Genomic DNA, 23814 nt, shown 5'->3' with positions numbered 1-23814 from the left:
ATTCAGAACAACAAAAAGGAGTCGGGATGAACGCACAATCCCAGGCCAAATCACCAGAGACCCTGCGCGCCATGGTTGCCGGGACGCTGGCGAATTTTCAGCATTCAACCCTGAAGCATAATCTGACGACGCTTAAAGCGTTGCACCACGTCGCCTGGATGGATGACACGTTGCACGTTGAGCTGGTCATGCCGTTTGTCTGGCATAGCGCGTTTGAGGACTTAAAAGAGCAATGTAGCGCCGATCTGCTGCGTATTACCGGTGCGAAAGCGATCGACTGGAAACTGTCGCATAACATCGCGACGCTGAAGCGCGTGAAAAACCAGCCGGGTATTAATGGTGTGAAAAACATCATCGCCGTCAGTTCAGGAAAAGGTGGCGTGGGTAAATCCTCTACCGCTGTGAACCTGGCGCTGGCGCTGGCTGCAGAAGGGGCGAAGGTAGGGATTCTGGACGCCGATATTTATGGTCCGTCTATCCCGACAATGCTTGGCGCGGAAAACCAGCGTCCAACCTCGCCAGATGGTACCCACATGGCACCGATCATGTCTCATGGTCTGGCAACGAACTCCATTGGTTATCTGGTCACTGACGATAACGCGATGGTATGGCGCGGCCCGATGGCCAGCAAAGCGCTGCTGCAGATGTTGCAGGAAACCTTATGGCCGGATCTTGATTATCTGGTACTGGATATGCCGCCGGGCACCGGTGACATCCAGCTGACGCTGGCGCAGAACATTCCGGTAACGGGCGCGGTTGTTGTCACTACGCCGCAGGACATCGCGCTGATCGATGCGAAAAAGGGCATCGTGATGTTCGAAAAAGTCGAAGTGCCGGTACTGGGTATTGTTGAGAATATGAGTATGCATATTTGCAGCAACTGCGGTCACCATGAACCGATCTTCGGTACCGGTGGGGCACAGAAGTTGGCCGAGCAGTATCACACTCAACTGCTGGGACAGATGCCGCTGCATATTTCTCTGCGTGAGGATCTCGATCGTGGTACGCCGACGGTGATTAGCCGTCCTGATAGCGAATTTACTGCTATTTACCGCGACCTGGCAGGACGAGTGGCTGCACAGCTCTACTGGCAGGGAGAGGTTATTCCGGGCGAAATTGCCTTCCGCGCGGTGTAATTTATAGCGTTACAGATATTCACCGCATCAATGTATTATTGATGCGGTGAATATATTAAATTTAAAAATCTCACGATATTGTTCATTCTGCGTTTATAATTCATGCCTTTTTCCGAATAAATCACCTCAATGCATCATTACAATTGATCAAATCTATCCCATTAATCTACAATTTCAATTGGTTCAAATAGGGGAGTTAACTGATAATACTCAGTGCAGGCGGCTTGTACGCTGTTTCCCACCCATTACAGGAATAATGAACACAATGAAGAAAAGTTTATTCTTGGGAGTTATTACTCTGGCTTATGGAATGAGTTTGCAGGCTTTGGCTTCTGATACAATCGATGGAAAGTTAACAATCATCGGGCATGTTGTTGAGTCCACCTGCCATATCGATATGACAGGTGGTGAGCCTCAAAATGATTGCCAGGCAGATGCGGCTCGATTGACGGTTGGAAGCGACAAACCAAACTACCGGGGTGTCAATACGCAACGTGTGATGTTACCGGGTGATACGACACGGCAAATAGTGCTCAATACCTACGATTAATGACCTCAGAATGAATCTTGTCAAACGGCAGTTTTACCCAGCGTAATACTGCCGCTTCTTTAATTTTCCCTTCTATTACATTTGCTTTCCGTTATTTATTATTATCGTGAATTACTTAAATAAGTATTATCTTATGCTTAAATAATGCTTAGTGAAATTTGCGTTAAATCAAATAAAACATCATTTCACATTGCGTCAAAATTATTCTCGTGACATTTTGATTTCGAAGTTGTTAAAAGGATGTATTTATTAAAATTAATAAGGAATGACCTATGAAAAGATCCATTATTTCTTTGGCGATGTTACCATTTTTATCTGTCGGTATGGCGCATGCTGCTGAAATTACTGATGAGGGACAGTTAATCATTCAAGCGACAGTAGAAGGGTCATCTTGTCATTTTAATTCCAATGGTGGTGACTCTGCAATTATTGACATGGGTACAATTTCAACTTCTGATGTGTATAAAATTGGTATCGGTGCTGTTAGCAGTACAAAAGTGTGGAATACCGATGCAGATTCAATTGAAATTATTTGTCCGTCTACGGTAGAGTTGAAAAATATTACCTTTTCACCAACTAAATTCTCGGAACATCCGGGATTATTACAGGATGATGGTGGCGATACTACCGGCGTAGGGTTCGCTGTTGATTTTTATAACACCGCCACGAGTTTCGTTAATATCAACGAGAACGACCAGGTTGTGGATGTTAGCGGGTTGAAAGGTGAGTCCATTGGAAATGAAGGTGTCAAGTACACCTTGAAATTTGATGCGCGATGGGCGCGACTGGCTCAGGTTGTTAAAGCTGGCGATGTAAAATCTACGATAAAATTTACTGTTGAAACTGATTAATTCTAAATGGCTATATTGTCGGGATGACTCGACAATATAGCGCTATCAATAAGGTAGTGTATTATGAAACGGATTTTACTTTCAGGCCTGATAGCACTGACGCTCCCGGCACACGCTGATATCGTGATTTATGGCACCCGTGTTATTTATCCGGCTGATCAAAAAGAAATTGTCGTTCAGTTGATGAATGAGAGTACCAGGGCATCACTGGTACAATCTTGGATTGATGATGGCGATACTACATTACCTCCGGAAAAAATAGATGTACCATTTTTGCTGACTCCGCCGGTTATCCGTGTTAAAGGTAATTCAGGTCAGCAAATAAAAATCAAAAAAATCGCCAATAACTTACCAAATGATAAAGAAAGTCTTTTTTATTTTAATGTGCTGGATATACCCCCAAATACAAATAATCAAGATGGGAAGAATACGCTAAAATTTGCCATGCAGAACAGATTAAAAATGCTGTACCGACCTAAGGGTATTGAGTCGGTCACACAAAATAGCATTAAAAAGTTAAGTTTTTCTCGCGGCAATGGCGGGTTAAATTTAAATAATGCTACTGCGAACTGGATTACCATCCCCAAGATTGAAGCGAACAAAGTTCAGTTAAATGGTAAAACTATTTTATTGCCACCATTATCCAGTCAACTTCTCCAACTGAGAAACAATGGCAGCAATCAGTATGTTGTGACTATTATTGATGATCGCGGTAATTATGTTAGCGATACGATCAGAGTTAAATAATATGAGGTGTGGCCATGTTAAGGATAACTCCACTTGCTTCCGCGATATTTTTTCTGTTGTTCTCGGGTCAACTATTTGCTGAAGAAGAAACATTTGATACCTATTTTATGATGGGGGGATTAAAGGGTGAAAAGGTCAGTGACTTTAGATTTGATGGTGAAAAACCGATTTCCGGAACCTATGATCTAGATATTTATCTTAACAACCAATGGCGTGGGAAATATGAATTGAATGTCAAAGATGAACCTGATGACACGTGTTTGACGTGGGATCTCGTTCATCGTCTTGGGATTAAGTCTGAAGGGATTAAAGTCGATAAAGATGCACAATGTGTACCTTTAAAAACTGCACTTCAGGGGGGAGGGGCGACTTTTGATGTGAGCCGATTTCGCCTTGATCTCAATGTCCCGCAGGCTTTCGTCAATGAACTTGAATACGGTTACGTCGAGCCTGAAAACTGGGATCGGGGGATTAATGCGCTGTATACGTCCTATTATGTGAGCCAATACTATAGCGATTATAAAGACTCCGGTAACAGTAAAAATACTTTTGCTCGTTTTAATAGCGGATTGAATTTATTAGGTTGGCAACTACATTCTGATGCCAGTTACAATAAGACTGATGATAGTAATGGTGAGTGGAAGAGTAATACTCTCTATTTGGAGCGCGGGATCCCGGAAATTTTGGGCACATTGCGCGCGGGCGATATGTACACATCATCAGATATTTTTGATACCGTGCGGTTTCGCGGGGTACGCTTATATCGTGATATGCAGATGCTCCCGAACTCAAAACAGAATTTTACGCCGTTAGTTCAAGGGATTGCACAAAGTAATGCCCTTGTCACTATTGAACAAAATGGTTTTGTTGTCTATCAAAAAGAGGTACCGCCGGGCCCCTTCTCGATTGCTGATTTACAGTTAGCTGGTGGGGGCGCAGATCTTGACGTGAGTGTAAAGGAAGCGGATGGAACGGTTACGACCTATCTGGTTCCTTATTCCTCCGTACCCAATATGTTGCAGCCTGGCGTGTCAAAGTATGATTTTGTCGCGGGTCGCAGCCATATTGAAGGTGCCAGCAACCAAAGTGATTTCGTTCAGGCCAGTTATCAGTATGGCTTTAATAATCTATTAACGCTGTATGGCGGCACAATGCTAGGGGATAACTATAATGCCTTTACGCTGGGAACAGGCTGGAATACGCGCATTGGCGCTGTTTCTTTTGACGCCACGCAGTCACATAGTAAACAGGATAATGGTGACGTTTTTGATGGCCAGAGTTACCAGGTTGCGTGGAATAAATATCTTACGCAGACAGGGACGCGATTTGGTTTAGCGGCATACCGATATTCTTCTCGTGACTATCGTACATTTAACGATCACGTATGGGCGAATAATAAAAACAGTTATCATCGTGATGAAAATGATGTCTACGATATTGCTGATTATTATCAGTATGATTTCGGTCGTAAAAACAGTTTTACAGCCAACATCAATCAATCGCTTCCTGAGGGGTGGGGATCCGTATCATTAAGCACATTATGGCGTGACTACTGGGGACGTAGCGGTAGTAATAAAGATTATCAACTGAGCTACACCAATAGTTGGCAACGGATTAGCTATACGCTTTCTGCTAGCCAAACCTACGATGAAGATCATAATGAAGATAAACGTTTCAACATCTTTATCTCCATACCCTTTAACTGGGGAGATGGTATATCCACGCCACGGCGACAGGTATATCTCTCTAACTCGACCACATTTGATGATGATGGTTTTGCATCAAATAATACCGGTATTAGTGGGATCGCAGGCGATCGCGATCAATTTAACTATGGTGTAAACCTGAGCCATCAACGACAAGACAGCGAAACCAGCACAGGGGCAAATGTGACGTGGCGTGCTCCTGTTGCAACGGTTAACGGTAGTTATAGTCAATCCACAAAATATAAACAAAGCAGTGGCAGTATCTCCGGTGGGATTGTGGCATGGGCTGGCGGTATAAACCTGGCAAACCACCTTTCTGAGACTTTCGCCATCGTAGACGCCCCCGGACTTGAAGGCGCTTATATCAATGGGCAGAAATATCGGGAGACAAACATTAAAGGTACGGTGGTATATGATGGTATGAGTGCGTACCGTGAGAATATGCTGACACTGGATGTCTCTAATACCAATAGCGAAACAGAATTACAGGGTAACCGTAAAAGTGTTGCTCCATATCGTGGGGCAGTGGTCAAAGCGCAATTTGATACCGACCAGCGTAAACCCTGGTACTTTAAAGCATTGCGCTCGGATGGATCACCATTAACCTTTGGTTATGAGGTCGAAAGCGAACAGGGCGAAAACATTGGTCTGGTTGGGCAAGGCAGTATGTTGTTTATTCGTACTAATAACGTGCCTGCAAAAATCAAAGTTGCCATTGATAAACAACAAGGACGTTACTGCACAATCTCCTTCAATCAGGAAATTGATGCCAGTAAGACATACTCATGCCAGTAAAAGGATAATGATGATGAGATGGATACTGTTAATGGTATTAACATTATGCTCTTTTTGGGCACAGGCTGATAAATGTGATTTTGTTCCTCCACCAAATATTACGGGAGCATATTCTTTCACCCCAGATGCGATGTCCGGTGTACTTGATGGTGGTGTTTTTGCTTCTGGCCAGGATGGCACTGTTGTACTGGACTGTAAGTCACAGGAGAAGGCATGGTTGAAGGCCGCAATGGCCATCTTGCATAGCAGTGAATATGCTTTTAAGGTAGGCAGTAAATATTACATTGTTTCCTTTTCTGTGAGTTATCAAGCAAAGGATATTGTTGCAAATAAAGCAAAGTATACATTGTCAGATTTTTTTGATATGGCGGGTTTAGTTCTGAACTATTCAATTGTTGAGGCCCCAGACCGCGGGGCCGCAACGATCATCGCCCCTGGTGCGACGATCCCTCTCGTTACTGAGTTGAGCCTTGAATACTGTCAGGGAAATGAGAATAACTGTAGTTCAAAAAAATTAAATTATAATTTAAATGTCACGATTATGGTCGATATCACAACCTGCTATTTTGGTAATCAGGAAATTGATCTGGGAAGGATAAATATTAATGATCTTGATAAGAAAAAATTTGAGCTTCACCCGGTAATATTCACCTGTCAGGCCAGTGGGGCTGGGAATCTGAAGTTTACGCCTGATAATCTGTTATTTTATTTTGAACCGATGAGTCCATTGGCGGAGGATTCAATGACCCTGACCAACGATTATGGTACTGCGGCGAATAGCGCAGGGTCGGTAGGATTTCAGTTATCAATGGACGGTTCAACGAGTATTGGTTATGGCAGAAGTAACCTGTATCGATCTGGCGATGTGAAAGCGAATATAGTACCAATCAATATTTACGCCCGCACCAGAACGTATGCAGGGAAAGTCACTGCGGGAGAAACAATGAGTCGGGTAAAGGTCGTTATTGACTATAATTAAAAAGTAAGTAAAGCAAGAAATTTACGCACCCAACTATACTGGGTGCGTTTTTTTACCGATGATAAAAAATCTCGCCGTCGTAGGCTTTAATGATCTTAGCATCGGCATCGTTGACCAGCACATATGCGCCGCCCATGTAGGTCCAGTGGGTGCCTGCCGTCGGCGCGGGCAGGTTGCGCAGATTCCACTGTTTAATGGTGTATTCTTCGGTGAGATACAGTGGTGGAACCTTGTCACCGGGTTTGAAATGGGTGAAGTCAGCAATAAAGCTGCTCAGTTCATACTTATCGATACCGGTGGGGGCAGCTGTTGCAGCTGGTGCGGCCCAGACGACGCTGCTTGCAAGCAGAAGTGCACCCAGCAACATTTTATTCTTCATACCCATCCTCTCTACCTCTTCGGGTCATCAAAATCAGTCATGTATCATTCCTGGCATACCGGATGTCTGACAAGCACTATTTTGTGATCACTCCAGTCATTTCGTAAAAAGTGTAAATGAAAGTACAGAATTGCAGCAACCTTGACCAGTAGTTTCACTGCGGGAGTGGGGAGTGCGCCAATTTACATCGTTAAGCACAGGCAGTATCCTGTTACTGAAACCAGCGTATTACGTTTGTGTTTCAACGACTCGGGGTGCCCTTCTGGTGAAGGCTGAGAAATACCCGTACCACCTGATCTGGATAATGCCAGCGTAGTTATTCAAGATTAGTATTAACTATCATGAGGTTACATTTCCTTTTGTCCGTGTGTAATGCACCTAAGGTACAAAAAGAGCGTAATCATGAGGTACAAAACCCTACCTTATACGTTTCAACGAAACGGTAACTACTATCTACAGATCCGGCTTTCAAATGGCAGGATGTTTAAAAAATCGCTTCTTACTGATAGTTATCGTGAAGCCTCTGCTTTGATGGTTCAAATCACTCCCCATCTTACTTTTGTTAAATCATTAGCAACTCCGATCTCGATGCTTGATGAGTTTGTGTCAAACCTGATTTTGTCAGAACGTAGGGCTGCGAAAGTTCCACTGTTACCCAGCCTATCGACTGTTGTTCCCGCTGAAATCGAGGAGCCATCGGCACAAGTCGAGCCGGAAAAAGTGTTAACTCTCTCTGATGCTTGGGCTATGTACAAAGACGAAAAGGGGCGTAATTGGACTTAATCGATCTCAATGGCGAATGAACGTTACATTGAAGTATTGTTTGTAGCATTGGGGCAAAATACGGACGTAACTGCGATCACTAAACAGGACATTAGACAGGTGATGGAAGTTGTTGAGAATTTACCTAAGCGTGTTGTCCAACCATATCGCTCGATGAATGTTCAGCAGTTGATAGATTGTGATGACGTGTCACCTGATGAGCTTGTGGGTGTTGAGGCTATCCATAAGCATCTTAAGCTCTACAAATCCTTGTTCAAAACATTTCTCACCGATAGCAAAGATATTTTACCTAAATCGCCAACTGATGGCGTAGTAGCGGCACCATCAAAAGCCAGATTTGGTGCATACAGTTCGACGGAGATGAAGAAGTTTGTAGAATGGGCACTTAAGCAGCCAGATGGTTGGCTGAAGTGGATTACATTGTTGTTGGCGTATACTGGAGCCAGGAGAAGTGAAATTGCCAAACTGGAAAAATCACAAATCAAATATGATGAGGATAGCCAGCGGTATTATTTTCTGATTGCAGAAGGAGGGCAGGGGAAAACAGAAAATGCCACTCGACAAGTAGCGATCCACCCTAAGTTGATCGAATGGGGTTTCCTGGAATACGTTGGTCGCCAGTGGAAAGAGCGGATTTTTTCAGAAGTGGCAGGTACGAACATGACGAAAATCGGTAAAGAATTTGCTGCTGTGCGTGATCAGCTCGGTATTCCGTACTTAGACGATTTTGGACAGCGGAGGCTTTTGCATAGCATTCGTCATTCTGTTTGCTCTACTGCGATGGCTGGATGGGTAAAGAACATCCAGCATCTGCAACAAGCAGTAGGCCATGAGAAAAGTGGTGGGATTACAAAACGCTACTTGCACACCTTTACCTTGTCCTCGATATGTTACGTAATTGACGGTATTTTTTGGATTTGAATTTTATATATGATTAACTATGAGGTAATTAGTGGTTTTATTTGTTGATGATTTAACGGGGAGATACCATTATCACTGGTTGTCAAATTATCCTAAAGGTATTGATGCCATAATAGAGGGGATTATAGGCATGGTTAGATGCTCAATAACCCCCTTTACTATCAGTACATTAGGGTTTTATCTTTAAGTTTACCAGTGGAGTAATACCTTAATAACATGTCTTGTGTTTTACGAACGCGTTCAATTCCATGGTTAAGACCAAATCTTTGATTCATTTCATCAAAGTAATTTTTTGCAATAACTCTTCCTTCAGGTACTCGATTAAATTTATCAAGAACTTTAATATGTCCCTCTGAAAGACTAATCAATGGATATCTATCGCCATCTTTTTTATTGAAGTTATCGATTGATCTTAGTACATCGATAGCTTTATAGAGATTATTTTCCGCAACGGCCTCATCGTCACCTCTGTGTGCAAGTATCAATAACTGCTGGGCGTAGGCATGTTCAATATGTGGTGATTCGGGGAAGGCTTGTCTTGCTTGCGTTAATTTATCCAAAGCCGGTACATGATGATGATATGCTCTCAAAGCTAAACCATATTGCAAAAGGAAAAGGCCTTCTTGCTCGAGTGATTTTTCAAATTTTGAATATAGTGCTAAAATATCACTCTCATTGTCTTTCAGTATTTTCTTCAAAAATCTGAAATTAACTAACCCCTTGTATATTGCTGCATCCTGAGCCCCCACATATTTTACAATTGGGAACTGATAGACTGTAAAGCTATATATATATGCTTCAACTACTCTTTTCATTACTGTTGGTGTAATGAAGTTTTCGATTAGTTTTTCTATATATATTCTGTGTCTGGTACTAATTGTTGCATTTTTGTAGTTAATCAGCCCTGACATTTTTTTAGACAGTTCATATACACTTGGATTTAAATTCAAATAAGATAGAGCTCTAACGAGAGTTGCTTCTGAGGCATCATTGCGGTGCATACTTGCAATACCCGCAAGCAAGAGCAGAGATCTTTCTGAATCGTCTTGGATTAATTCAAAATCTTTGCGAATGATATCCGGATAGCCTTCGCCTGAAGTGGCCTCCATAAGGCCAATTAATAATTGGCTTTTGGATTTTTTGATGATCTCAATTCTTCTGTTTTTCAAACTCAATTTTTCGAGACGTGTCCAGTTGCCATATAGCTTTAATTTTTCTAATATAGGATCGACATCTTGCTGAGAAATCAATGAAAAATCTTCAGTTATTCTACTTACTCCTCCAAAATGTTCTTCACCTCTATCTCGCCATATGCGAGAATTTTCTGCCGAGATGATTACCATTTTATTTGAAACTTCGTCGTTCATAGTTGAAGCGATGGAATATGCTAAATCAGCGATACGCTCGACGCAAACATAAAACTTTTTATCGTTGCGTTTATCTAAAGATTTAACTACGGCATAAAAATCATCAATTACACCATCAATGTAATAAACGTTATTATCTAAAGTTTCAGATAGCATCAGTGCGATTTGTTTTAATGATGTTGTTTTCCCACAGCCAGCAGAACCTATTAAAATAAATAATTTTTCATTTGTGGTTTTATTAGAGATTATGGTCTCATAAAAACTCTTAGTTTTCAGAAGCATAGCTGGAATTGATTTTAATATGTCATTCCAAGTAGGTTTGAAACCTTTATAGAAAGATTTTATATCACTAACTGAATTATCATCGTCTATTAAGGATAATAATGCTCTGCTAACGGCTGTAACTCGTTCAAATGTAGGGTTAATCACTCCTTGTGAGGAAACTAAATTCATTTCAGGACGAGTTCTTCTCAGGATTTCATCTGCCGAAATATGATTTGGAAATTCACGCTTTAACCATTTAATAAAATCATTTAAGGTTCCCTGAATGTAATCAACATTAGAGCCTGTAAACTTTCCTTGTTGAGCTGATGATAACGATGGAACAAGTAGGTAGCTTTTACTATTTTGTTCATATGTACGTGATTTAAATTTTTCAACTTGATGCTGGAATAATGGTTCCTTTAATTTTGTACCAATGAATAGGAACGTAAATCGATGAAAGTCTCGTGCTAACTCAGCATACCAACGTGGTTCAGAAGCTGACCCTTCTCCATATTCTGATTGGGTAAAAATGAATCCGTCTTCAGGTTGATTGATATCTCCATTTAGTTTAATTAAATCAATAGATGAATACAACATATCGAAGTCTTCAATTATAGAATTACGTCTTCTAACATTGAATTTGAATTTGTTCTGTTGATAAGCAGATTTTTCAAATGCATCGTCAATATTGAAAGTATAAATCCTTGGGAATGGAAATTTCAACAATTCCAAATAATCTGGTGATGGCGAGCAATGTTTAAAATTTTCTTCGAGTAATTTAACTAAGGTTGCGGTACCTAACTTATTCTGGGCTGTGGCATAAATGTCTGAGAGCTCATCCCCGTCTTCAATGTCAATTCCTGCTCTTTCAGCTAAAACTTGAGCCAATTGCCAGCCAGTAGGGATTGATTCTCTTTTGCTATTTGTTGCTGTAACAGAAGCACCCGCACCTAACAAAAGAACTAATCTTCCATTTAAAAGAGCAGATTTAATAAGTGGATTCATCGAAAACTTCCTTTTTATGGGAGATTTATGAAATTTATAAGGGCTAAAGCGTTATAATGCCAGGATAGTTTTTCTAAAACCTGGTTTGGGTACAATCTTATGATTTTAATGTTTTTTACTTTGAGTTGGAAAGTAGAACAATTTCATTAAAGTTAAAATTTGTCACTTATTTTTTACGTGAATGTGATGAGTCTCACAAAATGGAGTGATAATTGTAACATGTAGGAATTATATCTTAAGCAATCATCGATATGTTATGGTTAGTCTATAAGACAGGGAGTATCACTCAATATGAATATAGAGAGTTAACTTGAAGATGCATTTTTCAGCACCTGGAAATTATCGTTTATCCGGCGTGACAGAGCCTCGGCTATACCCGGTAATTTTTCCCTAAAAAATCGCCTTATTTCGGCTCAGAGCTGGCTGTTGACGGTGGATCGCTTGTGATCAAGAAACTTGGCCGCCTGAGCGATCGCCTTTGATACAGTGGAAATTACAGAGAATTGTTTACAGATTCATTAAGGATATCGAGAGGATTCGAACAGCACTAAACTATCAGAATCCTTTCCCTACCCCCTTCAGCTATATCAGTTCTCAATATAGCCAGTACTGGCAAGCATTTCTTTCTTCACGCGAAACACTGTAGCCCTGCCGCAATCACATAGCTTTGCGATCTCGTCCGGTGTGTTCTTTCCGGTCTTTAACATATCGATAATCTTGCTATGCAGTGCTTTGTTCTTTTGCTTGCCTTTGTACTTCCGGGCTTCTTTGGCAAGAGCAATTCCCTCGTTGCGGCGTGATGCAATCATGCCTCGCTCAAACTCCGCAACGGCACCCATCATGGTTAGGATCAATCGTGATTGTGGGGAGTTATCAAAACTCATAGAGTTTGCGGAGGAGTTATCACAACTTGCCGAGTTAGTAAGAAACTGCACAGTGACCCCACGAGCTACGAGGTTATCGATCATTTCGAGCAAATCGCGGGTATTACGTGCCAGACGATCAATCGAGTGAGTAACAAGGATGTCATCTTTACGAAGGTGAGAAAGCAGGTTCAATAGTTCAGGTCTTTCGCTGGTGGTCTTGCCTGATTCTTTCTCTGTAACGATTTCATCGCATATAGGTTTCAGTACTGCCAACTGACGCTCAAGATTTTGATCCTTTGTCGAGACTCTCGCGTAACCAAAAATCATTTTCCTGCCCTCGGTACCGATATGTATCATTTAAACTAATTAAAGAACTAAATGATACTAAGTACTTCAAGAAAACTAAGTACCGTTAGGGAGTACCCAAAAGAGATTTTTGATCGTGCGTTTTTTAGTCAAGTAGGGTTAGTGAAAAGTTCAGTATCGAGATCTGAGTTCACGGCATTTTGTCGACGGGGTTGAACCTGATTAGGCGAACGAGATTTTAAATCAGGCGGAATAAAACAAGTTGTACTTTTATCTGAGTAAACGATCCCTTTAACTTTTAAGTCAGAAATCGTGATACTAGGGGTTTGGTTATTTTGTGTCCTTAAGGCCAGTACTTTTAGCGAGGACGAAAAAAAGGCCTACATGAGACCGCTTACAGTAACTTAAGTATATTATCCAAAAAAGTCACTTAACTTAAATCAGTTTGGATGCAAAATCGCCACACTTTGCAAGTGAATACATACCGGGCAACAAGCAAATAAAAAAGGCCACTTTCGCGACCTTGTACCAGTACAAGCACTCATTCAGAACGATCAAGTACCATATATGCTGGCTGACACATGCTGCCCCGCTCCTGTAGCCAGTAGTAATCAAGATCGGCAACACGCACGTCCAATCCAGAATCTACACGGTTGATCTGTAACCGTAACCCTACAGTATCCTTGTACGATAAACCAGATTTAACATTGTATTTGTACTTAACACCGTTTTCCTGTTCAAACTGTTTAAGGAAAGGCGTCATTTGTTTCTGAATTTCTTTCAAACAAATAACCTCATTATCAATAGCAAAGGGGGGTTCTGTTTTTCTATCAGGTACAGCAGCCTGTAAATGAAAGGAAGTACTCAACAATAACAGCATTGCAACAGAAGTCTTTTTCACTTTAATTCCTTATTAAAGAACAGTACATTATATTTCAATGGGCTTAATAACAAGATTTTATATTTCCTTCGGGTTTTCTCATGCATTTAATTCCTTCAGGAATATAATCAGTTACGGGAGCAGGTCTGGCATCAGGTCTTGAAAGACGATTGGATATAGAAGACAACAGACTGAAAACACACTCATTAAATGATTTTTGATATTTATTTTTTTCATAAAAGTACTGCATGGTGATTTTATCTCTTTCGTATTGCAATTCTTTGCCAAGCTGAATCCTATCCATATCAACTCCATTTCTCATAGCATTAAATCTTTCGTTCAATAAATTAAATTGAGATTTATTCCATTCATTTAAAGGAAATAAAGAATTGTTAAGCCTTTGCCTACAATTAGATTGCTCAATAGCTGACATGTATTCTTCCATACTAACGCCAATGTCTAAGTATGTGAGTTGTCCAGCAGTTCTATCAACTGAGTTATTAGGGTAAGATTTAATTTCAGTAAGTATTGACTCTGTTAATACTGCATTTTCTTCTAAATCTTTGCTAATAGTTATTTGAGCTTGTTCTCTTTTATCCTTATCAAATATTGAAATGTATTTCTTTACTATATCCTGATTAGCTTTCTCGGCTGCTACTAACGCATCTTGAACCTTCTTTTCCGCCGCTTTAACTCGTTGTTCTTCTACAAATTTCGCGTAGTCATCAGTATTTGTAATGTGATTTTCACGAGCGATAGAAAACTCTTTACTATCTTTAAAACCAAGTTTTTGTGCTCTGGCTCCATCGCTTGAAGATCGGGCAGAACTTGCCACAAAAGCAAGTACAATGATCAGTACAGGAACCGTATAATTATTAACGAGTTTATAGGGTAAGTACTCAGCCCGGAAAGTACCTAAACCCAAAACAGCCCAACCTATTGCGGCAATACTTGCCAGTAGCTGACACACTCCAGCGACGGAAAGCATGACTACCGACCAGAAGCCTGTACCGACTGCGAAAAGATCACCAAATTTCTCCATTGACGCAAGGAATAAAAACACTCCCCAAATGCCATAAATTCCTATTTTTAAATATTTACTCACCGCAATTATCCTTTAATAATTTTCCAAATCGATGGTTCGTTCTATTTGTATTATCGACAATAATTCGTTTGCCTTTAGGTAGATCCCTTAAAAAGGAATCCCCCCAAAATTTATAGATTAGCAGTTGTACCACTCTCACTGTTTTGTCACTCCCATTATCTTCTCTCAGGCCAAAAGTACGGACTTAAAGCCGTCCGTGTTCAGGTGCTCAAGAGTAGCACGCATATCAATAAACGATCGATAAAAACGATCGATAAATGGCTTATTGATCGATATAATCTATCAATAACTATTAATTCAATACAAATCAATAGGTAAAATCGATCAAGAGGATTCGTCATCCATGAAAGGTGTTATGTATCTGATTTCAATACAGGGAGTATTAGCGATACCATCACGCAAACGCTCTTAAAGCGTCGCTACGGCGTTTTGTAGGGTTTTGGTCATTCATGTGTGTCAGTAATGAACATCGCATTCAGGGGCTTCCTGTGCGTTTTGTCCGAAACACCATCATGAAGGGGGACAGATCGGATCGGGGTCGCTTCGCTCTGGTCAGTACTGACAGGGCTTTTCCAGTAACTGAAACAACAGATACCCCACTAAGTACACAAAGGAATCATTTGTAGAATAAGTAATGAAATAACAGTCAGTTATGTACTGAATAACAGAACAGAAAAACGCGATTGGTTCGCTCTGCCAGTGACTGAAAGGAACGAAGCAGTAGAACCGAATCCAGCGAACAGTACTCGCTTGCGGGTACTGTTTAAATGTTTTATCTATATACAACAGTTGGATAGCTATCAAGTACTCACTGCGTGAGCACTCTCACTAACTACCCGAAACAGTTCGCTTGCTTCGCCGCTCCTGCTTTCAGGTAGTTAACTCGCTTTCTCACCTGGACTGATGTCCGTTTTTTCACTTAAGCATATATTATTAGGGGTTATTTTTGGACATATCGTTGCTTTTCATGTCGGTGTTTCGGACTGAATCTGCGTCTCTTTTTTGTACTGCCTTTTCGAATCGTCTCAACATGGCAGTTTTATCTTCAGTACTGAGATCGCGGTTAGTATCATTGTTCTGAAACTCACGGAACGAGTCTATTTCAAGTCCCGGATTTTCTTTTTTCCAGCGACTGAAACGCCTCGATTTTGTATCACTCAATTTAGGTAGTCTGTTAGCGTTTTTGGCTCCCTTTGGCCTTCCTGGTACACCCGGTGCTACGTTTTCCAATACTCTAGGAATATGTTTAATATTTGTACTCAATGACTCAGCCTGCCATTTATCAAACACGTAGACGGTTTGCTGTTCTTTACTGTCAAACTGACGCGATACCCCTCGTAATGCAAACTGGTATAGATTCTCGTACTCTCTGGCGATTTGAATATCCTCGCCCGTAATTTCTAATAGCAATTCGCATAGGCTAGCTTCAGTAGTATCAGGACGCATACAGGCAAGCCAGACACATGTATTCAGTTCTTTATAATCGTTTAAACCTCTGGCATCAGGACTTATCTTTGTACCGTGATGAAGTTTATGCTTATCATTATTGTTATTCGTCCAGTAAAAATCCTTGCCTGCAAGTTCATTATTAAGGTAATCGTAAATTCTTTGAAGTTGTTCGGGGTTATTATCCTTCCATGTTTTTGACAATTTTATTTCTTCAGAAAAATAAAAAACCTCTAAGCGTTGCTCTAAAGGTACTGTTCTTTGCTGAAGATTATTAATTGCTATACTTTCAAATGCTTCACTTCTAGCTTTATAAATCAAGGAGTTTTCAAAGTTGGCCCCCATGAAAGTTATTGGTAGCCCGAGGTATTTCGTGATATCTTTCCACCCAAGAATACTTAATTGAATTTTATCTGCATCAGTGAAATAGTCATTATTCATGATAAAAATATCATTCTCACTAATAACGGATAACTCCTGATATATTTTGTTTAATAAATCTCCACTTACAGTTTTCTTTTGTGCTGTTAAGTACTTTTGCTCTCCATCATCAAGAATCTCATGTTCTTTCATTAAGTCGCAATAAATTAATTTCTTGATAATGTTATTCCCATCATTAACTCTTTTGAAAGAATGAAAGTTAGTCACATCATCAAGCCATATTTCCCAACCTTCTAATAAATCGACAGGGATTTTAAAAAATGTCTTGTCACTAATGATCAGTACTCGTTCATTAGGTGACTTTAGAAAGTCCAGTACTGAATTGATTACGTTTGTCTTAGTACTGACAAGATCGCTAATTAACAACTTGCAATTACTGAAATTCTTAGCCGTTTGTTTAGCAAGTTTTTGTGTATTCTGTACTATAATAAATTTGCGTGTACTATCTTTAATATAATTATTAATCATCTTGCATAAAGCAGTAGTTTTACCTGAACCACACTCAGCAGTTACGTACTTAAACTTGTTATAAATAGGTGTAGGATTAATCATTTGTACACGCTCCATATTGATTAATTTAGAAAGGTCAGCCATTCCAGTGTCTGGCCTTTCGTTGTTTTAGTTATTAGTATTTTTGAGTTGCGACAACTGCAAGAGAATGTTTATAAACAAGTGAAATAAGCAGTTTTACCGCCTCAAAAGTTACAGTCAGTTTCGTAATTATTTTCGAATGTATCGTGAATTTCACTTCGTTATCTTATATGCAAAAATTAGCAGGCTGAGGTATTTAATGATTAAGGTTTGACCTGTTGATAAGAGGGTTTGTATTGTTTGTTTTGCTCCTTGTTAATTTGTGACTTATTCCTTTCACAATGAGCGGCTATGTTTGATAACTCTGGTAGGAAATCACCTGTGGCTACCATATAATCACCTTTTATTTTTTTATGTTGTTAACACAGGGTTGTTTTCTGCACTACACATTGTAGCACATAGAATTAATTCGTTTCATTTTTAGTAAATGAAATAGAGTAAAGATAAGTGCTTTTATAAAGCATTTATCACATCCGTTGCCTTGCTATATATAAAAAGTTCTCCAAACTATACTGGTGTCTATTTTTTTTCATCAGATATATTTTTTATACATTTCAATGTTGGATTCTTGGTTCCAAAAAAATCGAGCAACTATTAGTGTTTCAAAATGAGGTTGGGAGCTATTCCTTAATTGGTATGAGGTACCAAATGGGGTACTCGGTGGGGTACAGCGTGTATAAGTGACGTCACCACCGGTAAACTTGCATCGGCGAGCAACTTAACCTAAGCTGGCAAAAATTAAGAGAAATGTAAGCATATGACTCGGGGTGCCCTTCTGGTGAAGGCTGAGAAATACCCGTACCACCTGATCTGGATAATGCCAGCGTAGGGAAGTCTGACACTGCTCGTGTCCCTTCTTCGCGCGGGCAGGAGCTGAACAATGCAGCCTGACCTGCACAGCCGCGCGCTCGCGGCTCACACTTTGCACCAATTTAGAAACTTATCCCCGCTCACACACTGTATGACCAATGAGGTCGTGCAAAGCTTTACTGCCAATACGTTACTGGCGCTGGGCGCATCGCCTGCGATGGTGATCGAGCCTGAGGAAGCCAGCCAATTCGCCGCTATTGCCAGTGCGTTGCTGGTTAATGTCGGCACCTTAACTCGGGAACGGGCCGCGGCGATGCGTGCCGCAGTTAAGCAGGCTCATCATGCTAAAACCCCGTGGACGCTCGATCCCGTTGCCGTAGGCGCGCTTGAGTTTCGCCGCCGCTTCTGCCTGGAATTATTGTCACTACAGCCTGCTGCTATTCGTGGCAACGCTTCGGAAATACTTGCTCTGGCCGGCATGAACGGTGGGGGACGCGGCGTGGATACAACCGATACGGCTGTCGCTGCGCTTCCGGCAGCGCAGGCGCTGGCTCGTCAGATTGGGACCATTGTCGTGGTGACCGGCGAAGTGGATTACGTCACCGATGGTCAGCGTACCGTTTGCGTGGACGGTGGTGACCCGTTGATGACTCGCGTGGTGGGCACCGGATGTGCTCTTTCAGCGGTTGTTGCGGCCAGTTGCGCTTTACGTGGTGACCGACTTGATAACGTCGCCTCCGCCTGTAGCTGGATGAAACAGGCCGGGCAAATCGCCACCGGGCAATCAAACGGACCGGGTAGCTTTGTCCCGGCATTTCTCGACGCCCTCTATAACCTGAATGCCCAGGAGCAAGCATGAAACGGATTAACGCATTAACGATCGCTGGAACCGACCCAAGCGGTGGCGCGGGTATTCAGGCTGATTTAAAAACCTTCTCGGCGCTGGGCGCTTACGGCTGTTCCGTTATCACGGCGCTGGTGGCGCAAAATACGCGTGGGGTGCAGTCGGTGTATCGCATTGAACCTGATTTTGTCGCCGCGCAGTTGGATTCTGTGTTCAATGATGTGCGTATTGATACGACTAAAATCGGTATGTTGGCTGAGACGGACATTGTCGAAGCTGTTGCCGAACGTTTACGTCGCCATCGGGTACAAAATGTGGTGCTGGACACGGTGATGTTGGCGAAAAGCGGCGATCCGTTGCTGTCGCCCTCGGCGGTAGAAACGTTGCGTACCCGTTTGTTGCCGCAGGTTTCGATTATCACCCCTAATTTACCCGAAGCTGCTGCACTGCTCGGGGCATCGCATGCGCAAACTGAGCAGGAGATGTTAGAGCAGGGAAGGGCGCTACGGGCGCTGGGCTGCGAGGCAGTGTTGATGAAGGGCGGTCATCTGGATGATGCGCAAAGCCCCGACTGGCTCTTTACGCGCGATGGTGAGCAGCGTTTTACCGCACCAAGGGTGATGACCAAAAACACCCATGGCACCGGTTGTACGCTATCGGCGGCGTTGGCAGCCCTGCGTCCGCGCCATAACAGCTGGGCCGATACCGTACAGGAAGCCAAACTGTGGCTTTCAGCGGCGCTGGCACAGGCCGACACGCTGGAAGTTGGCGAAGGAATCGGTCCGGTGCATCATTTCCACGCGTGGTGGTAATGGGTATACTGGCTGCAGAAACGGCGGCCAGGAAAAAGATAAATGGAACAAGCGCATACCCAGCTTATCGCACAACTGAATGAACGTATTTCAGCGGCGGATAACACGCCGCTGTATATGAAATTTGCGCAGACGGTGAAGAATGCTGTGCGCAGTGGGATCCTGGAGCACGGCAATATCCTGCCCGGCGAGCGCGACCTCAGCCAGTTGACCGGCGTTTCTCGGATTACGGTACGTAAGGCGATGCAGGCCCTGGAAGAAGAAGGTGTAGTAACACGTGCCCGCGGTTACGGAACGCAAATTAACAATATCTTCGAGTATTCGCTTAAAGAAGCGCGCGGTTTTTCTCAGCAGGTGGTGTTGCGCGGTAAAAAACCGGATACGTTGTGGGTTAACAAAAGAATTGTGCCTTGCCCGGAAGAGGTGGCACAGCAGTTGGCTGTTGTCGCAGGGAGTGATGTTTTCCTGCTCAAACGCATTCGTTACGTTGACGAAGACGCAGTCTCTATTGAAGAGTCCTGGGTACCCGCACATCTAATTCATGACGTGGATGCCATCGGTGTTTCGCTGTATGACTATTTTCGTAGCCAGCATATTTTCCCGCAGCGCACGCGCTCACGTGTTAGCGCCAGAATGCCTGACGCAGAGTTTCAGGCGCACATTCAAATGGATAGCAAAGTGCCGGTACTGGTGATCAAGCAGGTAGCGCTTGACCAGCAGCAACGGCCTATTGAATACAGCATCAGTTACTGTCGTAGCGATCTATACGTTTTTGTGTGCGAGGAGTAGCTCCTCGCGTGACGGGGCGCAATCGCCGCCGCGATGCCCAACTACCCAGGACGCCACCGCGTTACCTAACAGCACTGAGTCGGCCAGCGTCCAGCCAGATGCCAGCCCAGCCAGCATGCCGCCAGCGTGGCTGTCACCTGCGCCGATAGTATCAACGACCGCCGTTGCAAATGCCGGTACGCAGCCGGATGTCTGTGCGCTGAAATACCATGCGCCGTCTTTATCGTGCCGCACGACCACCGGTGCGGTGAAACGCTGCACCCATTCTGCGCCAAAACCTTCCACATCCTGACTTAATACAAACCGCTCGGCAGCAATTTCCGCCTCTTGGCGATTGAGGGAAACCAGCGGACGACAGGCCATAATTCTTGCCAGTAAGGGCTCGGGAATGTCGCCGATGCGCGGGCCAAAATCGATAAACGGTGTCACCTCTTCCAGACCTTCCAGCCACTGCACCAGCAATTCACCGCACGGGGACGCTAGCTGATAACCCGAAAGATACACCAGGCTATGACGCGGGATATCCAGCTGTGCCAGCCAGGCGGCATTCCACTGATTCTCAACGCCGCTAAAAGACATAAAGGTACGCTCGCCATCCGGCTCCACCAGCGCCAGACACCAGCCGTTATCGCCTTCGGCATTGTCGATCCGGCTGTGCAGTCCCTCTTTTGCCATCCGGTTGCGGATAATGTCGGCCCACACTCCCTGGCCCAGTGGTAGAGCATTGCAGGCATCGATACCTAAACGCTTAAGCGTGACGGCGATATTGAGTGCGCAGCCGCCAACGTTAACACCTTGCTGCTTGAGCTCGATGTCACAGCCGCGCCAGGGGAGGGCATACGCATCGGCAATGACATCAATCACCGCCGCACCCACCACCGTTACTGGCCGCTGTGTACGTAACTGCGAGAGAAGTTGTTGCAGATGCGTGTTGCTCATAGCGCCTCCCGCTGCTCGCGCAGTCGCATTAACCCGTTGGCGTAGTGGGTAAAGTCCAGCTGATTCACCGCATCCAACTCCTGCTTCAATGCTGGGTTGATCGCGCTCACGCCGTGTAATGCACCACAAATGGCGGTTGCCATCGCCCCGATGGTGTCGGTATCGCCGCCGAGGTTAGCGCACAAAATGGCGCAGCGGTTAGGATCGGTCTGTGCCAGCTCAACCATGGCGATAGCGCAAGGAACGGACTCAATGGTGCTGGTTCCTGCCCCCACAACCTGATACAACTGCTCGCTGGCGGACTCGACGCCGTCGGCGTTACGGACGATTTTTAGCGCCAGTTCAAGGCGTGCACAAAGCGATGCGCTAAAGGTGGTGATTCGTTTTTGCTGCGCATGCAGGGCAATGGCAGGTAGCGCGTCGACAATCTCTGACCATTTTCCTCCGTCGATGGCGCGCGATACCGCCCACGCGACGACAACGGCTCCCGCGATAGCCAGATCCGATTTATGCGTTGGGCTGGAGGCCAGTGCCACATCATCGATAAAGGCATCAAGATCGCGGGCGGGCAGCAGGCATCCCAGCGGGGAAACGCGCATTGCCGCGCCATTGGTCACGCCGTTGTTTTCCAGTTCGGCGACCGGTTTACCGTCACGAATAGCGTTCAACGCAATTTTCGAGGTCGGGCCAAGCACGTTTTTATTAAAAGCATCAAACTGCTCGGCCCAGGCCAGAATATTGTGACCAATAACGTCTGGCACAATTTCGCCGTCGCACTCAAGCAGGGCATCTGCCAGACACAGTGCCATGGACGTGTCATCAGTGAACTCCGCCTGGTTAAAATAGCAGGCGGCATTATTTTCCGCAGGGCCGGGCAAAAAACGGTCGATCCAACCGAAGTGTGTTTTTACCCGGGTTCTTGGCCACAGTTCCGACGGCATGCCCATCGCATCCCCTAACGCCTGCCCATAAAGAGCACCGAGAATACGTTCTGCTTTCATTTTACTTCCCCTTGTTTCAACGCTACATCGCGATCGTCCACCTTAATGGCGGTGATTTCTTTGTCTGATTCGCGAAAGAAAATCATAAACATCACGGCAATGACGGCAATCATGACCGCGCCAAATCCCCACATGCCAGCCCAGTTAAAGGTGAGACCATTAACCGGTTCCTGATAAGCAAACATTTTTTCCATCATCACGCCGCCCAGACGGTAACCGAGCAGGCTGCCGAACCCCTGACAGCAGAGGGTGATAAGCCCTTGCGCTGCGGTGCGCATGTGGACCGGCGCTTTTTTATCGACATAGATGTAAGCCGTGACGTAATAGAAGTCGTAACTGACGCCGTGCAGCAGAATGCCGAGAAACAGCAGGGCGTAAGTGAAATATTCTTCCGCACCGCCGTAAACGAAAAATCCGTAGCGGATCGCCGCAGTAATAAGACCAAGCAACAATACCTTTTTAATGCCAAAGCGTTTGGTGAAAAACGGTAGCGCCAGCATAAAGAAGATTTCAGAGAATTGGCCCAGTGTCATCCAGCCGGTGGCGTTTTTCATTCCGACTTCTGTCAGATAGCCGTTGGCGAAGATGTAATAGAACGCCAGTGGCATCGCAAACAGGAAAGAGCAAAAGAAGAAGACGAGGAAGTTCTTATCGCGCAGCAGGATCAGCGCATCCAGACCCAGCATAACTTTGAAATCCATTTTGCCGGTACTTTTTGGCGGCGTATCCGGTAAAAAGAAGGCAAAAACGCCTAACAATGCGGAGCTTCCGGCAGTGATAAGCAGGGGAATATTGGTGGGTGAGATGTCGTTATAGCCAAGCATTTGCGGTAAGAAACCGCAGGCCAAACCGGAGGCAATCCAGCCAATGGTCCCCATCACGCGGATGCGCGGGAAATCACGTTCAACATCCGGTACGTTGGCAAAAGCAATACTGTTGGTCAGCGCAATCGTCGGCATATAGGTCAACGAATAGGCCAGTAACAGAGGGAAGAATCCGCTAAAGGTGGTTTGCTGGGCGGCGAAGTACATCAGAATAGCGCCGACGAACATCAACACCGCCAGCACTTTTTGCGCGGAGAAAAAGCGGTCAGTGATTGAACCGACCAGAATGGGCGACAGGATCGCCGCAATGGCTGTGCAGGCGTAGGACCAGCCGATCTCTCCGGCACTAAAGCCACTTTTACTCAGCCACAGCCACAGTGGTACAAACCAGGCGCCCCAGATAAACCACTCTACAAACATCATGAACGACAGCTTAACTGTAGTTTTCATCTTTAAATCCTTCATGACAGGTAAGGTACGCGCTGATAGTACCATTCAATAATACCTTTAAAATACCTTTGGGGTTAAACTTTGACCGTCTTAACATTATTTTTTCCTGAATCGAGCCAGCAGAAGTTGCTGAAAAGTGCGCTAAAGATGGAAAAAAAGTGCAGTCGGTACCAGGCTTAATGCTGCCCGCAAAAAGGCGGGTCAGGACAATCCATATTCCGGTTTTA

The 23814-nt window shown here is 43.9% G+C and carries 18 protein-coding genes, 2 pseudogenes and 1 riboswitch; of the genes and pseudogenes, 10 read left to right on the top strand and 10 right to left on the bottom strand.

Going from position 1 to position 23814, the window contains the following annotated elements; all coding sequences use genetic code 11:
* The first annotated feature begins 26 nt into the window (after positions 1-26).
* The 6 genes from apbC to OGX86_RS10860 all read left to right on the top strand — a co-directional run bounded on the left by apbC (position 27) and on the right by OGX86_RS10860 (position 6764).
* On the top strand, positions 27-1136 hold the full coding sequence (gene apbC / locus OGX86_RS10885) for an iron-sulfur cluster carrier protein ApbC (protein ID WP_003027343.1): 1110 nt from the start codon (positions 27-29) through the stop codon (positions 1134-1136).
* A gap of 265 nt (positions 1137-1401) precedes the next feature.
* A complete protein-coding gene (locus OGX86_RS10880; protein WP_153753966.1) occupies positions 1402-1686 on the top strand; it encodes a DUF2574 family protein in 285 nt (94 codons plus the stop codon).
* A gap of 272 nt (positions 1687-1958) precedes the next feature.
* Positions 1959-2537, top strand: coding sequence for a fimbrial protein (locus OGX86_RS10875; RefSeq protein WP_071692570.1), 579 nt, complete (start codon positions 1959-1961; stop codon positions 2535-2537).
* A 63-nt stretch (positions 2538-2600) separates the two neighbouring features.
* Positions 2601-3284 carry a fimbria/pilus periplasmic chaperone gene (locus tag OGX86_RS10870; RefSeq protein WP_048215930.1) on the top strand — a complete coding sequence of 228 codons (684 nt, stop codon included), beginning with the start codon at positions 2601-2603 and terminating at the stop codon, positions 3282-3284.
* Positions 3285-3298: 14 nt separating this feature from the next.
* Positions 3299-5785, top strand: a complete 2487-nt coding sequence (locus OGX86_RS10865) for a fimbrial biogenesis outer membrane usher protein (RefSeq protein WP_286640032.1) — start codon at positions 3299-3301, stop codon at positions 5783-5785.
* 31 nt (positions 5786-5816) lie between these two features.
* Complete coding sequence (locus tag OGX86_RS10860) at positions 5817-6764, top strand: fimbrial protein (protein WP_284105881.1); 948 nt, start codon at positions 5817-5819, stop codon at positions 6762-6764.
* Positions 6765-6816: 52 nt separating this feature from the next.
* On the opposite strand, the gene OGX86_RS10855 is transcribed toward OGX86_RS10860, so the two are convergent.
* Positions 6817-7149, bottom strand: a complete 333-nt coding sequence (locus tag OGX86_RS10855) for an RcnB family protein (protein WP_003834436.1) — start codon at positions 7147-7149, stop codon at positions 6817-6819.
* Between the two features lie 396 nt (positions 7150-7545).
* Here OGX86_RS10855 and OGX86_RS10850 point away from each other — a divergent pair.
* Positions 7546-8847 (top strand): annotated as a pseudogene (locus tag OGX86_RS10850) (tyrosine-type recombinase/integrase).
* 161 nt (positions 8848-9008) lie between these two features.
* On the opposite strand, the gene OGX86_RS10845 reads toward OGX86_RS10850, so the two are convergent.
* The 6 genes and pseudogenes from OGX86_RS10845 to OGX86_RS10820 form a co-directional block, all read right to left on the bottom strand.
* Positions 9009-11483: a P-loop NTPase gene (locus tag OGX86_RS10845; protein ID WP_286640029.1), complete on the bottom strand. Its 2475-nt coding sequence runs from the start codon at positions 11481-11483 to the stop codon at positions 9009-9011.
* Positions 11484-11788: 305 nt separating this feature from the next.
* A pseudogene (locus OGX86_RS10840) lies at positions 11789-11896 on the bottom strand (IS630 family transposase); the annotation flags it as partial.
* Positions 11897-12070: 174 nt separating this feature from the next.
* Entirely contained in the window at positions 12071-12676 is a 606-nt protein-coding gene (locus OGX86_RS10835; RefSeq protein WP_286640027.1) for a recombinase family protein, read from the bottom strand.
* Between the two features lie 520 nt (positions 12677-13196).
* Positions 13197-13556, bottom strand: a complete 360-nt coding sequence (locus OGX86_RS10830; RefSeq protein WP_286640024.1) for a hypothetical protein — start codon at positions 13554-13556, stop codon at positions 13197-13199.
* Between the two features lie 43 nt (positions 13557-13599).
* Positions 13600-14640, bottom strand: a complete 1041-nt coding sequence (locus OGX86_RS10825) for a hypothetical protein (protein ID WP_286640021.1) — start codon at positions 14638-14640, stop codon at positions 13600-13602.
* A 933-nt stretch (positions 14641-15573) separates the two neighbouring features.
* Positions 15574-17121, bottom strand: a complete 1548-nt coding sequence (locus OGX86_RS10820) for a DEAD/DEAH box helicase family protein (RefSeq protein WP_286640019.1) — start codon at positions 17119-17121, stop codon at positions 15574-15576.
* Positions 17122-17871: 750 nt separating this feature from the next.
* Positions 17872-17967: riboswitch (TPP riboswitch) on the top strand.
* Positions 17968-17998: 31 nt separating this feature from the next.
* Here OGX86_RS10820 and thiM point away from each other — a divergent pair.
* From thiM to OGX86_RS10805, 3 genes are read left to right on the top strand one after another with little or no spacing between them, the layout of a single operon-like run.
* Complete coding sequence (thiM, locus tag OGX86_RS10815) at positions 17999-18787, top strand: hydroxyethylthiazole kinase (protein ID WP_048224554.1); 789 nt, start codon at positions 17999-18001, stop codon at positions 18785-18787.
* On the top strand, positions 18784-19584 hold the full coding sequence (gene thiD / locus OGX86_RS10810; protein ID WP_048224552.1) for a bifunctional hydroxymethylpyrimidine kinase/phosphomethylpyrimidine kinase: 801 nt from the start codon (positions 18784-18786) through the stop codon (positions 19582-19584). The genes thiM and thiD overlap by 4 nt, the downstream gene beginning before the upstream one ends.
* 42 nt (positions 19585-19626) lie before the next feature.
* On the top strand, positions 19627-20373 hold the full coding sequence (locus tag OGX86_RS10805) for a GntR family transcriptional regulator (RefSeq protein WP_008785236.1): 747 nt from the start codon (positions 19627-19629) through the stop codon (positions 20371-20373).
* On the opposite strand, the gene OGX86_RS10800 is transcribed toward OGX86_RS10805, so the two are convergent.
* Genes OGX86_RS10800 through OGX86_RS10790 form a run of 3 tightly spaced genes read right to left on the bottom strand, consistent with a single transcriptional unit; the run spans position 20347 to position 23587 of the window.
* Entirely contained in the window at positions 20347-21312 is a 966-nt protein-coding gene (locus OGX86_RS10800; protein WP_174771343.1) for a PfkB family carbohydrate kinase, read from the bottom strand. The two genes, OGX86_RS10805 and OGX86_RS10800, sit on opposite strands and share 27 nt — an antisense overlap.
* Complete coding sequence (locus OGX86_RS10795; RefSeq protein ID WP_286640016.1) at positions 21309-22313, bottom strand: ADP-ribosylglycohydrolase family protein; 1005 nt, start codon at positions 22311-22313, stop codon at positions 21309-21311. Before OGX86_RS10795 ends, OGX86_RS10800 begins: the two co-directional genes overlap by 4 nt.
* The gene (locus tag OGX86_RS10790; RefSeq protein WP_008785233.1) at positions 22310-23587 is read right to left on the bottom strand and encodes a nucleoside permease; all 1278 of its coding nucleotides are present in this window, start codon (positions 23585-23587) and stop codon (positions 22310-22312) included. The genes OGX86_RS10795 and OGX86_RS10790 overlap by 4 nt, the downstream gene beginning before the upstream one ends.
* Between the last annotated feature and the right edge of the window lie 227 nt (positions 23588-23814).

Source organism: Citrobacter sp. Cpo040, assembly GCF_030332915.1.
GTDB classification, from domain to species: domain Bacteria; phylum Pseudomonadota; class Gammaproteobacteria; order Enterobacterales; family Enterobacteriaceae; genus Citrobacter; species Citrobacter portucalensis.
This window is presented reverse-complemented; position numbering and strand designations above follow the sequence as displayed.

Excerpts from the sequence above, each read along its gene's own strand:
- OGX86_RS10835 (WP_286640027.1), bottom strand. The coding sequence starts at position 12,676 with ATGATTTTTGGTTACGCGAGAGTCTCGACAAAGGATCAAAATCTTGAG.
- OGX86_RS10845 (WP_286640029.1), bottom strand. The coding sequence starts at position 11,483 with ATGAATCCACTTATTAAATCTGCTCTTTTAAATGGAAGATTAGTTCTT.
- OGX86_RS10805 (WP_008785236.1), top strand. The coding sequence starts at position 19,627 with ATGGAACAAGCGCATACCCAGCTTATCGCACAACTGAATGAACGTATT.
- OGX86_RS10880 (WP_153753966.1), top strand. The coding sequence starts at position 1,402 with ATGAAGAAAAGTTTATTCTTGGGAGTTATTACTCTGGCTTATGGAATG.
- OGX86_RS10795 (WP_286640016.1), bottom strand. The coding sequence starts at position 22,313 with ATGAAAGCAGAACGTATTCTCGGTGCTCTTTATGGGCAGGCGTTAGGG.
- OGX86_RS10800 (WP_174771343.1), bottom strand. The coding sequence starts at position 21,312 with ATGAGCAACACGCATCTGCAACAACTTCTCTCGCAGTTACGTACACAG.
- OGX86_RS10790 (WP_008785233.1), bottom strand. The coding sequence starts at position 23,587 with ATGAAAACTACAGTTAAGCTGTCGTTCATGATGTTTGTAGAGTGGTTT.
- thiD (WP_048224552.1), top strand. The coding sequence starts at position 18,784 with ATGAAACGGATTAACGCATTAACGATCGCTGGAACCGACCCAAGCGGT.
- OGX86_RS10865 (WP_286640032.1), top strand. The coding sequence starts at position 3,299 with ATGTTAAGGATAACTCCACTTGCTTCCGCGATATTTTTTCTGTTGTTC.
- OGX86_RS10875 (WP_071692570.1), top strand. The coding sequence starts at position 1,959 with ATGAAAAGATCCATTATTTCTTTGGCGATGTTACCATTTTTATCTGTC.
- thiM (WP_048224554.1), top strand. The coding sequence starts at position 17,999 with ATGCAGCCTGACCTGCACAGCCGCGCGCTCGCGGCTCACACTTTGCAC.
- OGX86_RS10860 (WP_284105881.1), top strand. The coding sequence starts at position 5,817 with ATGGTATTAACATTATGCTCTTTTTGGGCACAGGCTGATAAATGTGAT.
- OGX86_RS10820 (WP_286640019.1), bottom strand. The coding sequence starts at position 17,121 with ATGGCTGACCTTTCTAAATTAATCAATATGGAGCGTGTACAAATGATT.
- apbC (WP_003027343.1), top strand. The coding sequence starts at position 27 with ATGAACGCACAATCCCAGGCCAAATCACCAGAGACCCTGCGCGCCATG.
- OGX86_RS10855 (WP_003834436.1), bottom strand. The coding sequence starts at position 7,149 with ATGGGTATGAAGAATAAAATGTTGCTGGGTGCACTTCTGCTTGCAAGC.
- OGX86_RS10870 (WP_048215930.1), top strand. The coding sequence starts at position 2,601 with ATGAAACGGATTTTACTTTCAGGCCTGATAGCACTGACGCTCCCGGCA.